Here is a 15,265-nt window from a genome sequence, read left to right on the forward strand (position 1 = left end):
CCCAGATTAATTGTCCCGTAGGAACTAAATGAAATTGATACGGTTAAATTATTACAATCGATCTATTTCAATTTTAGTTATTTCCGATAACTCCAAAATCCTATATACATCTTCTTTATTAGCTACAAAAAACAAATAATCATCTCCATTTGTATTATAAGTCATTAATTCAAAACCGCGTTTTTCCAACGCTGATTGAATGTACGGAAACAGATCATGACTATAGGTTTCTTCTGGATAATCAAATTTGAAATCTTCGCCAAGCATTTCAGAAATAAAATATTCGGCATCTTCTGGATCAAATTTCCAATCGCTATGCCAAGTATTTATTTCTTCAAAAAAGATAAAATGATCTTCTGTCGCTTCATAATAATCTTTGGTTTCATCATTGAAGTTTTCAAAAAGTTTCTCTGCATATTTTTTTAGATCACTTTCTTCAATACTGTTTCTTGAAACCAATTTGACAAACTCTTCAAAATCCTCTACAGTTGCTTTGTCATCTAATAGCAGATTTTCTGAAGACGGAAGCTCAACACCCGCAGAAATCTCGATACTAAAATACTGGCAGATGGCTTGCAAAACTTTTTTGAAATCTTTAATTCCTATTTCCTGACTTTTATTCTTCGGATTATTCACATCAATAGCTTCGCTCTCCAGCAACCCTTTTGTGTAATCGAAGAAATGTTTCCCTGAATACAACATCCTAAAGTCATTTATTTCTAAACTATTCGTACAGCAAAAAAAGATTACAAAGTTTTTTATGGAATGTTTGAAAAACTTTTTCTCCTCAGCAGTTGGCTCCGAATAAAACTGAATATGAATAAAATCATATTGTAAATCATCTTGCATCGCTTCTTCTGACAAGCCTCCAATATTCAGTTTTTTATAAAGTTCGTTCAGAACTTCATACGCATTATTAAATCCCGCTTTTTTAACTTCTGCTTTTCCTTCTTCGTGATCTAATGAGGAAGGAACAGAATATAAATTTACAGTAACCGTATCATGAATTCCTTTTACTCTGAACTCTAGACTATTAGATTCATGATGCAAATGACTATAAATTGCATCAATAACATCAAAAGAAATAATTGATTTTGGATCATTATTTCTATTAAATAAATTGGAAAAAAAACCTGCCATTATATATTGTTATTTTTTACGCAAATGTAGTAGTGTTTTTCTGTAAAATTATTCGTTCGAATATTTAAAACTTTGATTCATTTTATCGAAAGGAATAACGCTGTCAATAATAGACTGAAGTTCATGATCCGTTAGCAATCCTCTTGCAGATTCTACTATTTTCGGAGAAACATTAATTTCGTAATCAATAATATCCCTCTTTAAAATATTTGACAAAATATCTCTTTGCTTATCGGTTAAATATTTCTGGTGCGACTTAAACACCAATTCAATATCACTCCTAAACTCATCATCAGAAAGTTCGTTGTAAATATCTTTTTTTGACATATCGATCAATAAAACTTTGAAGATAAAATCTTGAAGGTTTTTTGCCAAATAATTGACTTCATTAGAATCGTGCCAGACAAAAACGATCGGCACATCTCCATTATTTTCTTCGTTTAAAAAGAAACAATAATGGTCGCCACCGCCACTTTTGGCAAACGGAATAAATTTAAATTCTGGATTGATATTTCGATAATCCTCAGGATCTCTAAGCTCTTCTATTTCTTCGGCAACCGATTTCAAATTCAGCGATTCAAAATCATACGAATGCAAAAGCAAAGGCGGATTATCTTTTAAGGTTGGATAAACTTCTGTATACCAATTTGGGCCATATTCTCCGACGTCCAACATACCGTCAGCGTCTAATTGCTTGTATAAAAGCGGGAAAGTGAATCCGTATTTTTTCTCTATTTCTTGTATTGTCATCTTTGGGGCAAATTCTATTACAATCAAACCACTAAGATAACAATCTTTTTACTACACCAAAAAACCTGAGGCCAATTATTTCAAGGACTCCGCAATCATCAAGGCACATTTTTCGCCATCAATGGCTGCAGAAATAATTCCGCCCGCATAACCTGCACCTTCTCCACATGGATATAACCCTTTGATTTGCAAATGTTCTAAGGTTATAGGATCTCTCGGAATTCTAACTGGTGATGAAGTTCTACTTTCTGGTGCGTGCAAAATAGCTTCGTTAGTTAAATAACCGCGCATTGATTTTCCAAAATCCTGAAATCCCTGACGCATAATCTGAGTTAGAAATCCTGGAAAAACCTGTCCCAATTCTACCGAAGTAGTTCCTGGCACATAAGATGTTTTCGGAATATCTGCTGAAACTTTACTCTTAGTGAAATCGATCATTCGCTGTGCTGGAACTTTTTGGGTTTCCCCAGCCAAATGCCAAGCTTTTTGTTCGATACTTTTTTGAAATTCCATTCCCGCCAAAGCTCCGAATTTTGCGAAAGGTTTAAAGTCTTCCAATTTCAACTCGACCACAATTCCAGAATTTGCTGTTGCTTGATCACGCTTAGAAGGCGACCAACCATTTGTAACCACTTCACCCGGACTTGTTGCGCATGGCGCAATTACACCTCCTGGACACATACAGAATGAGTACATTCCGCGGCCGTTAACTTGTTTTACGATAGAATATGGCGCTGGTGGCAAATGTTCTCCACGGAAATCACAGCTGTATTGAATGCTGTCTATTAATTCCTGCGAATGCTCTGCTCGAACTCCCAAAGCAAATGGTTTTGCTTCTATTAAAATTTTCTTTTTATCTAATAATTCAAAAATATCACGAGCTGAATGTCCCGTTGCCAAAATTAATTTATTGGCATGAATTTTATCTCCGTTTTGCGTTACGATTCCTTCTACTTCATTATTCTTTACCAAAATATCGTTTACACGGGTTTCAAATAAAACCTGGCCGCCAAACTCTCTGATTTTATTTCTGATGTCTTCAATAATTTTAGGCAATTTATTGGTTCCAATATGCGGATGCGCTTCTACCAAAATATCTTCAGAAGCTCCAAAAGCGACTAAAAGTCCTAGAATTCTAGTTACATCTCCACGTTTTTTAGAACGGGTATATAATTTTCCGTCAGAATACGTTCCTGCTCCACCTTCACCAAAACAGTAATTAGAATCTTCGTTTACAATATGCTCGCGATTTATCGCTTTCAAGTCACGACGACGGCCTCGCACGTCTTTTCCGCGTTCTAAAACAATTGGTTTTAAACCTAATTCAATTAATTGCAATGCCGCAAAAAGTCCCGCTGGACCTGCTCCAACAACAATTACTTCTTGTGCATTGGAAACATCCTTATATATAGGAAGTTCAATTTTAGTTTCTTGAAAAGGTTCACCTTTTAAATAAATAAGAACTTTCAAATTAATTTTAATCGCTTTCTGACGTGCATCAATAGAGCGTTTTAAAATTGAAACATGCTGAATTTCTTGAGCAGAAACTTTAATCTGCTTTGACAAATGGTCTTTTAGCAATGATTCGTTTGCAGCAATTTCGGGTGTAACTTGAAGTAAAAGTTCTTTAGGCATTTTGTCTTTTTTATTCTATTAGCTTTTCTTTCTATGAAAAGAACATGCAAAAGTACTATTTTGAAATGAGATTTTATATTTACTCTAAATTTTCACGCAGATTTACGCAGATCTAAGCAGATTTTATCCTTATTTATTTTTCATAAAATCTTTGCGATTTATTTTTAGCCACAGATTATTTGGATTAAAAAGATTTCTTTTAAGAGCAGTTAGACACACTGTATGTCTCTACGAAAAAAAAGACTTAGAACCTTAGTATCTCAGAACCTTAGAACCTTTTTTCAAATAGACTTTGTACCTTTGCAACTCAGAACCTTTGCACCTAATAAAAAATGTCTAGAAAAATAAAACTGATTTGGGATTTCCGCGGACCAGCTTCAGCTAAAACTGCTGAACACCACGAAATTCATTTAAAAGAATATATTGCAATCGAAAAATTACCTTTAAATATTACAGGATACAAAATCATAGACGAAATGTACGCCATAGCATTTATGGTCGTAACCGACGAAAATATGATTCAAGTAAGAGATGCTTTGAAACCGCATCGTGGGGAACTCTACGAGTAGTTTTCACTTTTCGGTCACAGTTTACAGTTTTGTACTGAGACTAATTTTAAGTCGCAGTTTACTGAGACCGTAAACTGCGACTGTAAACTTTTTAATTCGCTACTTCGCTAATAAACTTAATACGCATTAAACGCAATTCATCAATATCATAATCGCCGTCAAATTCTTTTAGTGCGTCTTCGATTTTATCAGATTCCGATTCCATGAAATAATCGTGAATTTCTTCCTGCTGATCGTCATCTAAAATATCGTCTAACCAATATTTGATGTTCAGTTTTGTTCCAGAATAAACAATCTGTTCCATTTCTTTGATCAAAGCATCCATCGTTAAACCTTTCGCGGAAGCGATATCACTTAGCGGAAGTTTTCTATCGATATTCTGAATGATGTATAATTTGTTGGCAGAATTTACCCCTGTAGATTTTACGACTAAATCGTCTGGGCGAATAATATCGTTGTCCTCAACATAACGGCTGATTAGGGCAACAAATTCGCTTCCGTATTTTTTTGCTTTTCCTTCACCAACACCATGAATGTTGTATAATTCCTGAATTGTTATCGGATATTTTAAAGCCATATCTTCAATTGAAGGATCTTGGAAAACTACGAATGGCGGAACTCCAAGTTTTTTAGCTACTTTTTTACGAAGTTCACGAAGCATTCCTGTTAAAACCTCGTCTGCTGTTCCAGAAGACTTACCTCCTGTTACAATAGTTTCATCATCAGCTTCTGTATATTCATGATCCTCAGACATCATAAATGAAACTGGCTTTTTGATAAAGTCTAAACCTTCTTTCGTAATTTTTATTACTCCATAAGTTTCAATATCCTTAGATAAATAGCCTGAAACCAAAACTTGTCTCAATAATGCCATCCAGTATTTTTCGTCATGGTCTGAACCAGAACCAAAATAAGGCTGAGTATCTGTTTTATGCGCTTTAATCACCGCATTAATACGTCCGATCAAAGTAAACACAATTTCTTTTGATTTGTAGATATGTTTGGTGTCGCGAACAATTTCAAGTAGTTTAACCACTTGTTCTTTCGCTTCAATTTTATGTTTTGGATTACGAACGTTGTCGTCCATATCGGCACCTTCTCCGGTTTCGCTGTCAAATTCTTCACCAAAATAATGAAGAAGGAATTTTCTACGCGACATTGAGGTTTCGGCATAGGCCACAACTTCCTGTAAAAGTGCAAAACCAATTTCTTGTTCAGCAACTGGTTTTCCAGACATAAATTTCTCTAGCTTTTCGACATCCTTATAAGAGTAGTAAGCTAAACAATGCCCTTCTCCTCCATCACGTCCTGCACGACCCGTTTCTTGATAGTAACTTTCTAGTGATTTTGGAATATCATGATGAATTACAAAACGAACGTCTGGTTTATCAATTCCCATTCCGAAGGCAATTGTTGCTACAACGACATCTACGTCTTCCATCAAAAACATATCCTGATGTTTCGCCCGTGTTTTTGCATCTAAACCTGCGTGATAAGGAACAGCACTGATTCCGTTTACTTGTAAAACTTCGGCAATCGATTCTACTTTTTTACGGCTTAAGCAGTAAATAATTCCAGATTTGCCTTTATGCTGTTTGATGAATCGAATAATATCCGATTCGATGCTTTTAGTTTTTGTACGAACTTCATAATACAAGTTCGGTCTGTTGAACGATGCTTTAAAAGTATTGGCATCGGCCATGTCAAGGTTTTTCAGAATATCTTCCTGAACCTTTGGTGTTGCGGTTGCTGTAAGACCAATAATTGGCACTTTACCCAACTGCTTAATTATATTTCTAAGATTTCTATACTCTGGTCGAAAATCATGTCCCCATTCTGAGATACAGTGTGCCTCATCAATGGCAACAAAAGAAATAGGTACGCTTTGTAAAAATGCAACATATTCTTCTTTTGTTAATGATTCTGGGGCTACATACAAAAGTTTGGTCAATCCAGAAGTAATATCTTTTTTAACCTGAGCAATTTCTGTTTTGGTTAGAGAGGAGTTTAATACATGTGCAATTCCATTTTCAGACGAAAGACTTCGAATTGCATCAACCTGATTTTTCATCAAAGCAATTAATGGAGAAACAACGATTGCTGTTCCTTCTTGAATTAAAGCCGGTAATTGGTAGCAAAGAGACTTTCCTCCACCGGTCGGCATAATTACGAATGTATTTTTCTCGTCTAAAATGCTCGTAATGACTTGCTCTTGCAAGCCTTTAAATTGGCTAAAGCCGAAATACTTCTTTAATTCTTTATGTATTTCAATTTCATTTGAATTCATTCTCTATATTAATGGTATTTTGTATAAATTTGCAACACATAAAGATACAACTTTCTTTTATACATACAAATTTTAAATATTCTGTTTTGATCACAAAAGAAAATATATTGGCGATCGCCAAGAAAACAATACTCTCTGAAAGTGAAGCAATTACAAAACTAATTGATTTTTTGGACGAAAATTTTTACGAAGCTGTCCAACGCATATACGAATCTAAAGGACGTCTAATCGTTACAGGAATTGGAAAAAGCGCCATTATTGCTCAAAAAATGGTGGCTACTTTTAACTCAACTGGAACTCCTTCTATGTTTTTGCACGCTGCAGAAGCTATTCACGGTGATTTAGGAATGATACAAAACGATGACGTTATTATTTGTATTTCTAAAAGCGGGAATAGTCCAGAGATTAAAGTCCTTGTACCTTTATTAAAAAGATTCGGAAATACTTTGATTGCCATTACAGGAAACACAACTTCATTTTTGGCAAAAGGTTCTGATTTGGTTTTAAATACAACTGTCGACACAGAAGCCTGCCCTATCAATTTAGCTCCTACAAATAGTACAACAGCACAACTTGTAATGGGTGATGCATTGGCAGTTTGCCTAATGGAAATGCGCGATTTCAAACCAGAAGATTTTGCGGTTTATCATCCGGGAGGTGCTTTAGGAAAAAAATTACTGCTTCGCGTAAAAGACATGATCGAGCATTCATTAAAACCGGCTGTAACTCCAGAAACTTCTATAAAAAAAGCGATTTTTGAAATCTCTGAAAAAAGATTAGGCGTTACAGCAGTGATTGAAGACAATAAAATTGTTGGAATTATTACCGATGGAGACATCCGAAGAATGCTAAACGACGTAGATACTATTGCAGATTTAACTGCAAAAGATATTATGTCTAAAAATCCAAAAGTAGTTTCGTCTGAAACTATGGCTGTTGATGCTTTAAATATTTTAGAAGACTTTTCGATCACGCAATTAATCGTTGCGGATAACGGAGAATATAAAGGAGTTTTACATTTACATGACATTTTAAAAGAAGGAATCGTATAATGGCAAAGAAAAATCTTGGCGAGATGTCATTTTTGGATCATCTTGAAGAATTAAGATGGTTATTGGTTAGAAGTACACTTGCAACAATCATAATGGCAATTGTGACTTATTTTATTAGTGATTATTTATTTGATCAAATTATTTTAGGTCCAATTAGACCAACATTTTTTACTTATGTATGGTTTTGCGACTTATCTCATTCATTAGGATTTGCAGACAGCATCTGTATTACAGAGCTGAATTTCATTATTCAAAATACCGAAATGGAAGGTCAGGTCAATATTTTTGTCTGGATGTGTCTTTTGGCAGGTTTTATTTTGAGTTTCCCTTATATTTTATGGGAAATCTGGAAATTTATTAGCCCGGCTCTTTATGAGAAAGAAAGAAAAAATGCGAAATTATTCATCTTTGTTTCTTCATTGCTTTTCTTTTTAGGAGTATTATTTGGATATTTTGTTGTAATTCCGATGTCGGTAAACTTCGTTGCAACATTCTCCGTGAGTGATGTAGTAAAGAACCAATTCACCCTGGAATCTTATATGGGAATGGTTAAAACGAGTATTCTCGGAAGCGCCATCTTTTTTGAACTCCCAATCGCTATCTATTTCTTAACAAAATTAGGATTAGTAACTCCTGAATTCTTAAGAAAGTATTGGAAATATGCCGTCGTAATTATTTTAATTATTGCTGCAATCGTGACGCCACCAGATGTTGTGAGCCAGACCATTGTCGCAATTCCAATGTTACTTATTTACGAGGTTAGTATTCTAATTTCGAAGATTGTTTATAAAAATAAATTAAAAGAAAATGTCTGATATAGTTCAAGAATTTAACGACTATCGTTCTAAAATGAACGAAAAACTGCTTGCTGACAACAACAAAATTGTAAAGCGAATTTTTAATCTTGACACCAATGCATATGCAGAAGGTGCTCTTGACGTAAAAACAAAAGAGCTTTTAGGCTTGGTAGCATCTACAGTTTTAAGATGTGACGACTGTGTAAAATACCATTTGGAAACTAGCTATAAAGAAGGTGTTTCTAAAGAAGAAATGATGGAAGCAATGGGAATTGCCACTCTTGTTGGCGGAACAATTGTTATTCCTCATTTAAGAAGAGCTTACGAATTCTGGGAAGCGCTTGAAGAGAACGGGAAATAAATAATTGTTAATACGTTTAACTGTTGAATCGTTTATTTGTTAATTTGCAACGAATAAACGATTTATCGATTAAACGATTAAACTTAAAAAATGAAATTAAGAGCCGATAATTTAATCAAAACCTATAAAGGACGAAGCGTTGTAAAAGGAATTTCTGTTGAAGTAAATCAAGGAGAAATTGTAGGGCTTTTGGGGCCAAATGGAGCTGGAAAAACAACATCATTCTATATGATTGTAGGATTGGTAAAACCAAATCAAGGGAATATTTTTCTTGATGATTTAAATATTACCGACTATCCGATGTACAAACGTGCTCAGCAGGGAATTGGTTATTTGGCACAAGAAGCTTCTGTTTTTAGAAAATTAAGTATTGAAGACAATATCTTGAGCGTTTTACAATTGACAAAACTTTCTAAAGAAGCTCAAATTGCTAAAATGGAAAGTCTAATTGAAGAATTCAGTTTAGAACATATTCGCACCAACCGAGGCGATTTACTTTCTGGAGGTGAGCGTCGTCGTACCGAAATTGCCCGCGCATTAGCAACCGATCCTAAATTTATTTTATTAGACGAACCTTTTGCCGGAGTTGACCCAGTTGCGGTTGAAGATATTCAGCGAATTGTGGCGCAATTGAAAAATAAAAACATCGGAATCTTAATTACCGATCACAACGTTCAAGAAACATTAGCCATTACAGATAAAACTTATCTAATGTTTGAAGGAGGAATTCTAAAAGCTGGAGTTCCAGAAGAATTGGTAGAAGACGAAATGGTTCGTCGCGTTTATCTTGGACAAAACTTCGAGCTTCGTAAAAAGAAATTGGAATTTTAGAAAAAAGTATTCAGTCGCAGTCTCAGTTTACAGTCTCAATAGAAACTGAAAACTGTGACCGTCACTGCAAACTAATTTAAAATGAAATCAGAAAAACCAACTCAGGAAGATTACGATAATTGGCATAAAGACCCAAAGAATTGGTATTTCTTCAATACCTGTTATTATAATCCAAAAGACAAAAGATTACTTCCTCCTAAAAAGATTCAATGGATGGGTTATACAATAAATTTTGCCAATCCGTATTCTGTAATGCTTCTCTTGCCTTTTGTAATAATTGTTATTTTAGTTTTATTGAAATAACTTAAAAAAGTATTCAGTGTTCAGATTTTTAGTAACCAGTTTTGAACTGAGACTAAAAACTGATTTTTTCTTTTTTTTTAAAACTGAACACTAAAAATCTGAACACTGAACACTATTATTCAACCGTAATAAAGTGTAATTGTTCTAAGTCACCATTGTAAATATTAACATCAACACGATGTTTAATTCCTGGCAAAGAAGCTTTTTCTGTAAACTGCCAAAATAGCCAGTCATCTTCAATTTTTTCTCTGTAGAAATTGTAGTTCGCAATCCAGAACAAATAATCTCCGAATTCTTCTTTTAAAAAATCAGAATAATATCTTTCTCCTGAATAAATTATCGGGCGAACTTGATAATGTTTTTCGACTTTATTCAACCAACGCTTCAAACCTTTTTTCAAACTGTCTAAAGGCTGGTTTTTAGGTAATTTTTCAATATCTAAAACAGGCGGAAGATCCCCTTTTTGCAGTTTTACTGTTTTAATGAAAAGATCAGCTTGCTCAATAGAGTTTTCGTTTGGACGATAATAGTGATAAGCACCACGCATGATTTTATTCTCTTTTGCGCCTTCCCAATTTCTTTTAAATTGTCTGTCTACACGATCATTTCCTGCTGTTGCACGAATAAAAACAAATTGTACTGGATATTTTTCGTCCAAAATTTCAACTTCTTCCCAATCTACTTTTCCTTGAAATTCAGAAACGTCTATTCCTATTACTTTTCCTTTATGATTTTCAAGAACTCGAATATTTCGCACATCAGAAAGATGTTTATCTACCTCATCTTCATCTAAAACTTTTTCTGTTCTAAAACCTAAATAATAAGCAAGTCCTTTGCGATAATGATAAATTAATGCAATGAACAAAAGTCCGAAAAAAATCAATAAAAGCCCTCGAAAAAGTCTGCTTAGAAAAGATCTTCCAGCTGGTTTTCTTGAATAAGTTTTACGATAAGTCGTTTTTCTTGCCATTAAACAGAATTACTTTTTCAAAAAAAGATTATTGATAATAGACAGTAAAACGTAGCAAACAATAATCAGCGGAATTGCGATGTAGTGAAGTAATATCCCTAACAATACTGAAACAATCAAAAACACGATTTGAAGTGCATTGTCTTTTAAGCTGAATTTTTTAATTTTTAAAGAAAACAATGGAATTTCAGCATTCATAATGTAAGCGCTGCCCAAAGTGACAAATAATAAAACCCATTGATTTGTCAATAATTCAAGAATTACAAGAGACGAATCTGCATACATATCCAGAACTATTTGCAAACTAATAATAAAAATGGCATTTGCAGGAGTTGGCAAACCAATAAACGAATCTGTCTGACGAGTATCGATATTAAAGTTGGCTAATCTATAGCAGGCACCCAAAGTTATAATAAATCCTAAAAAAGGAACAATTGCTTGATTTCCTAGTTGGTCACCGCCTCTAGCAAACATACTGTACATGACGTAACCTGGTACAACGCCGCTTGTTACCATATCGGCCAAAGAATCTAATTGTAACCCAAGCGGACTTGAAACTTTAAATAATCTGGCAAAAAAACCATCGAAGAAATCAAAAAAGATTCCTAAGCAAACCATATAAAAAGCCATTAAATAATTATTCTGGGAAACATAAACAATTGCGACACAGCCGCAGAAAAGATTAATTAATGTAATTAGATTTGGGATATGCTTTTTAATATTCATAGCTTAAAATTTTGATAATGGCAGAGAACAAATTTAGTATAATAACTCGATGCAAAACGAGTTTTTTCGAGAGTTTTTTATTTCGAAGCGCGACTTTGGGAATATTTAAGCAAAGGAACTTATTAGATGAGTAAAATATTATATTTTTGATAAAAATTTAAAACAGGCCTCGATCTGCAAAAACATATACGTTGAAGAAATATTTAGTGTTTTTATTCTTTTGGAGTTGTACTTTTCAGTATGCGCAAACCGTTCGTAAATATTCGAATGAATTTATGAATATTGGGGTCGATGCCGCTGCTCTTGGAATGGCGAGCGCCGTAACTGCTTCTTCAAATGATGTAAATGCCGTTTACTGGAATCCCGCAGGTTTGACGCATCTCGAAGATCATCAAATTGCTCTGATGCACGCCAGCTATTTTGCAAATATTGCCCAATACGATTACATAGGTTACGCAAGTCCAATTGACGACAGAAGCGCGTGGGGAATTTCGATGATTCGTTTTGGAGTTGACGATATCATGGACACAACGCAATTAATCGATAATCAAGGAAATATAGATTACAATAGAATTAGCCTATTTTCTACGGCAGATTATGGTTTTACTTTTTCTTATGCCAGAAAACTGCCTGTTGACGGATTTCAATATGGTGTAAACGCAAAAGTAATTCGAAGAGTGATTGGAAAATTTGCCAATTCTTGGGGTTTTGGATTTGATATTGGTCTTCAATTTGAAAGAAATGATTGGAAGTTTGGTTTAATGCTTCGTGACATCACTACAACTTACAACGTCTGGAATATTGATGAGGAAGAATATAAAAAAATCGCCGATGCAATTCCAGGAGAAAATAATACTTTGCCTGAAAGTACAGAGATAACATTGCCTAAAGCACAATTGGGAGTTTCTAAAAGATTTGATTTCCATAACGACTGCAGTCTTGTAACTTCTGCCAATTTAAATATGCGATTTGAGCAGACAAACGATATTATTTCATCAAAAGCCATAAGTATAGACCCAGCTCTAGGGTTTGAGTTTGGTTATACAGATTTGGTTTTCGTACGCGCTGGTGCAGGAAACTTTCAAAATGTGATGCAGCTGGATAATACCGAAAAAGTAAATTTTCAACCTAACATTGGTTTAGGATTTAGATATAAAGGCATACAAATTGATTACTCTTTGACCGATTTAGGAAATCAAAGTACTGCTTTGTATTCTAATATTTTTTCGCTGAAAGTAGATTTAGGTATCTTTAGATAATTTAGAAACCATAAAACATTTAAAATTTTAAATCATGAAAACTGTCATGTTCAAAAAAACACTTTTTATTTTATTATTCTTATCCAGTTTTATTGGTTTCAGCCAAAGTTTAGCTTTATCTAAAGACGCCAAAATAAGCATTTTGACTTGCGGTCTTGGAAATGAAACGTATTCCTACTTTGGACATACGGGAATTAGAGTTTCTGATCCAGGAAACAATTTTGATGTTGTTTACAATTATGGAACTTTTGATTTTAGAACCCCAAATTTTGTTTTAAAATTCGCAAAAGGAGATTTGCAGTATTTTGCAACCGTGCATTCGTATGCCGATTTTTTCAATGAATATACTTACGAGAAAAGAAGCATTTATGAGCAAGAATTATTGATTTCTCAAGACTTAAAGCAAAAACTTTTCAATCAGTTAAATGCTGTTTTAGATTCTGAAGAGCGCTATTATACTTATAAATTTATTGACAAGAACTGCACTTCGATGGTTGTTGATGTAGTGAATAAAACTTTAGGCGGAAATGTAATTGTCAAAAAAGAAAATACAGACAAAACCTATCGTTCTATCCTATTTCCTTATTTTGATGGCCATTTTTACGATCAATTGGGCACCAGCATTATTTTCGGAACCAAAGTTGATCAAATGGGAACTAGAATTTTTCTTCCTTTTGAGTTGAAAAACAGTTTAGACAAAACTACTTTCCAGAATAAACCTCTTGTAGCCAAAAGCAAAACTTTATTAGAGTTTACAAAAGAAACACCGAAATCATGGTGGAATAATATCTATACGTATCTCTTTATTTTGCTTTTTGTAATCTTTGCCAGAAGCAAAACAGTCGATAAAATCTATTTTCTGATTCTATCTTTAATTGGAATATTCTTCGTTATAATGGGATTTTATTCATTCCACCAAGAACTAGCGATGAATTATAACGTATTGCTTTTTAGTCCGCTTTTATTGATTTTAGTTTTGTTTTCAATTTTCAAAAACAAACTATGGACTTATAGATTTTCGTTAATCAACTTTGTGCTTTTAGTGATTTACTTTTTGTTTTTAATAAACAAAGCACATTTCTTTATCACTTTACCGTTGATCATTACAAGCGGAGTGGTTTTAGTGCGAACCGCAATTCGCAACAAAAAACCAATTCCGATTATAATCTAAAATTTATTGACCCCTGTAGAATAAAACCGTCGTAATGGTTTTAAAAGTAATACTCAAATCTAGGAATATACCTCTATGTTTGATGTAATATAAATCGTACTGAAGTTTAACCAAACTTTCGTCGATTGATTCTCCATAAGAATAATTAACCTGCGCCCATCCAGTAAGTCCAGGTTTAATTACGTGACGCGTTTCATAAAAAGGCATTACAGCGGCAATTTCTTCAACAAAAAATGGTCGCTCTGGCCTAGGGCCAATTACGCCCATATCTCCTTTTAAAACATTAATAAATTGTGGAAGTTCGTCTATTCTAGACTTTCGCATAAATTTACCAAACGGAGTGACTCTTTTGTCATTATGAGTTGCAAAAACAGCTCCATTTGCTTCTGAATTCTCGGTCATAGTTCTAAACTTATAAATCTTGAAAACTACTCCATTTTTCCCCACTCTTTCTTGAGTGTAAAAAAGGCTTCCTTTATTGGCAAATAGATTACAGAGAAAGATTATCGGAATAAAAAACAGACTGATTAAAAGCCCCAGAATAGAAAACATGAGTTCGATAAGACGAACCAAAGACAAGTACAGTTTATTACTATTACTTCTGCTAAAAGGGAAAAATCTATAAAAATCTCTTTCTATATGGTGAACAGGAATTCGCTGTGTTTTGCTTTCGTAAACTTGTGTGTATTCGCGTATGATATATCCTTTTTCTAATAAATGAAGCAGCTGCTGATATAGATCGGAAGTGATACCATCTGTTTTCTGAGAAGCAATTACAATTTCTGAGACATTGTGTGTAGATACGAAACGTTCTAAATCTTCTTTCTTTATTTCGCTTACATAATGAAAATCTAAATTTTCATCTGCAACAGAATCGGAATTAACAAAACCAACAATTTTGTAATGCGGATCTACATTTTCTAATCCTAAAACTAATTCTCCAACTTCACTTTGATCGCAAATCAAAACAACATTTTGCGAAAATCGATGAGAGGCTAAAAAATAGCAATAAAACAAACGCCAAAGCAGTAATGTAATCAGTATTGTAAAATAAAATATTACTATTACTAATCTTTGTTTAGGTAGAACTGGGGAAAGAAATGGCGTAAGTAAATAAGCCAAAACAGTTGCAGTAGCTGTAAAAACGACGTTCTGCAGAATCTGAAGATGATTGCTTGCTACTTGTAAATTATAGATTTCAAATATTACACCAAAAGCATAAAGATAGCTGACTAATAATAGTATACTCAGCGAGCTACTTAAATCAAAGGTGAAATAATGGTAATCAAAGATTGCGCTTAATAGATATAAAGCAAATAAAATAAAAACAGCATCGAAAGTAAGGAGCAATATCCTCCTCTCCGAGATTTCGAAATGCATTTTCTTTTTTGATAACATCTCTTGTAGGTTTTAA

General features: G+C 33.8%; 15 protein-coding genes. 8 read left to right on the forward strand and 7 right to left on the reverse strand.

Features of this window, described 5'->3' with window-relative positions:
* Nucleotides 1-51: 51 nt before the first annotated feature.
* The 3 genes from ACNRYB_RS01315 to ACNRYB_RS01325 all read right to left on the reverse strand — a co-directional run bounded on the left by ACNRYB_RS01315 (nt 52) and on the right by ACNRYB_RS01325 (nt 3,525).
* A complete protein-coding gene (locus tag ACNRYB_RS01315) occupies nt 52-1,140 on the reverse strand; it encodes a DUF6630 family protein (RefSeq protein ID WP_473729023.1) in 1,089 nt (362 codons plus the stop codon).
* Between the two features lie 48 nt (nt 1,141-1,188).
* Entirely contained in the window at nt 1,189-1,890 is a 702-nt protein-coding gene (locus ACNRYB_RS01320) for an SMI1/KNR4 family protein (RefSeq protein ID WP_473729024.1), read from the reverse strand.
* A 75-nt stretch (nt 1,891-1,965) separates the two neighbouring features.
* Nucleotides 1,966-3,525: an NAD(P)/FAD-dependent oxidoreductase gene (locus tag ACNRYB_RS01325; protein ID WP_473729025.1), complete on the reverse strand. Its 1,560-nt coding sequence runs from the start codon at nt 3,523-3,525 to the stop codon at nt 1,966-1,968.
* Nucleotides 3,526-3,857: 332 nt separating this feature from the next.
* Between ACNRYB_RS01325 and ACNRYB_RS01330 the strand changes: the two genes are divergently transcribed.
* Nucleotides 3,858-4,094 (forward strand): hypothetical protein, encoded by a 237-nt coding sequence (locus ACNRYB_RS01330; protein ID WP_111379894.1) that lies wholly within the window; start codon nt 3,858-3,860, stop codon nt 4,092-4,094.
* Between the two features lie 91 nt (nt 4,095-4,185).
* Here ACNRYB_RS01330 and recQ read toward each other — a convergent pair whose 3' ends face one another.
* Nucleotides 4,186-6,381: a DNA helicase RecQ gene (gene recQ, locus ACNRYB_RS01335; RefSeq protein ID WP_473729026.1), complete on the reverse strand. Its 2,196-nt coding sequence runs from the start codon at nt 6,379-6,381 to the stop codon at nt 4,186-4,188.
* 86 nt (nt 6,382-6,467) lie between these two features.
* Between recQ and ACNRYB_RS01340 the strand changes: the two genes are divergently transcribed.
* The 5 genes from ACNRYB_RS01340 to ACNRYB_RS01360 all read left to right on the forward strand — a co-directional run bounded on the left by ACNRYB_RS01340 (nt 6,468) and on the right by ACNRYB_RS01360 (nt 9,725).
* On the forward strand, nt 6,468-7,433 hold the full coding sequence (locus ACNRYB_RS01340) for a KpsF/GutQ family sugar-phosphate isomerase (RefSeq protein WP_165352458.1): 966 nt from the start codon (nt 6,468-6,470) through the stop codon (nt 7,431-7,433).
* Nucleotides 7,433-8,248 carry a twin-arginine translocase subunit TatC gene (tatC, locus tag ACNRYB_RS01345; RefSeq protein ID WP_111364306.1) on the forward strand — a complete coding sequence of 272 codons (816 nt, stop codon included), beginning with the start codon at nt 7,433-7,435 and terminating at the stop codon, nt 8,246-8,248. Before ACNRYB_RS01340 ends, tatC begins: the two co-directional genes overlap by 1 nt.
* Nucleotides 8,241-8,591, forward strand: coding sequence for a carboxymuconolactone decarboxylase family protein (locus tag ACNRYB_RS01350; protein WP_473729027.1), 351 nt, complete (start codon nt 8,241-8,243; stop codon nt 8,589-8,591). Before tatC ends, ACNRYB_RS01350 begins: the two co-directional genes overlap by 8 nt.
* 90 nt (nt 8,592-8,681) lie before the next feature.
* Entirely contained in the window at nt 8,682-9,422 is a 741-nt protein-coding gene (gene lptB, locus ACNRYB_RS01355; RefSeq protein WP_008464443.1) for an LPS export ABC transporter ATP-binding protein, read from the forward strand.
* A gap of 81 nt (nt 9,423-9,503) precedes the next feature.
* A complete protein-coding gene (locus ACNRYB_RS01360) occupies nt 9,504-9,725 on the forward strand; it encodes a DUF5808 domain-containing protein (RefSeq protein ID WP_129747897.1) in 222 nt (73 codons plus the stop codon).
* A 115-nt stretch (nt 9,726-9,840) separates the two neighbouring features.
* Here ACNRYB_RS01360 and ACNRYB_RS01365 read toward each other — a convergent pair whose 3' ends face one another.
* Complete coding sequence (locus tag ACNRYB_RS01365; RefSeq protein ID WP_473729028.1) at nt 9,841-10,695, reverse strand: glycoside hydrolase family 25 protein; 855 nt, start codon at nt 10,693-10,695, stop codon at nt 9,841-9,843.
* 9 nt (nt 10,696-10,704) lie between these two features.
* On the reverse strand, nt 10,705-11,421 hold the full coding sequence (locus ACNRYB_RS01370) for a CDP-alcohol phosphatidyltransferase family protein (protein ID WP_473729029.1): 717 nt from the start codon (nt 11,419-11,421) through the stop codon (nt 10,705-10,707).
* A gap of 191 nt (nt 11,422-11,612) precedes the next feature.
* Here ACNRYB_RS01370 and ACNRYB_RS01375 point away from each other — a divergent pair, with 191 nt between their 5' ends.
* Both ACNRYB_RS01375 and ACNRYB_RS01380 read left to right on the forward strand, forming a co-directional pair.
* Nucleotides 11,613-12,680, forward strand: a complete 1,068-nt coding sequence (locus tag ACNRYB_RS01375) for a putative type IX sorting system protein PorV2 (RefSeq protein WP_473729030.1) — start codon at nt 11,613-11,615, stop codon at nt 12,678-12,680.
* A 34-nt stretch (nt 12,681-12,714) separates the two neighbouring features.
* Nucleotides 12,715-13,851 carry a lipoprotein N-acyltransferase Lnb domain-containing protein gene (locus tag ACNRYB_RS01380; protein ID WP_473729031.1) on the forward strand — a complete coding sequence of 379 codons (1,137 nt, stop codon included), beginning with the start codon at nt 12,715-12,717 and terminating at the stop codon, nt 13,849-13,851.
* Between the two features lie 3 nt (nt 13,852-13,854).
* Here the strand turns inward: ACNRYB_RS01380 and ACNRYB_RS01385 are convergent, their stop codons facing one another.
* Nucleotides 13,855-15,249 carry a sugar transferase gene (locus ACNRYB_RS01385; protein ID WP_473729032.1) on the reverse strand — a complete coding sequence of 465 codons (1,395 nt, stop codon included), beginning with the start codon at nt 15,247-15,249 and terminating at the stop codon, nt 13,855-13,857.
* Between the last annotated feature and the right edge of the window lie 16 nt (nt 15,250-15,265).

The organism is Flavobacterium sp. CR10 (assembly GCF_055814415.1).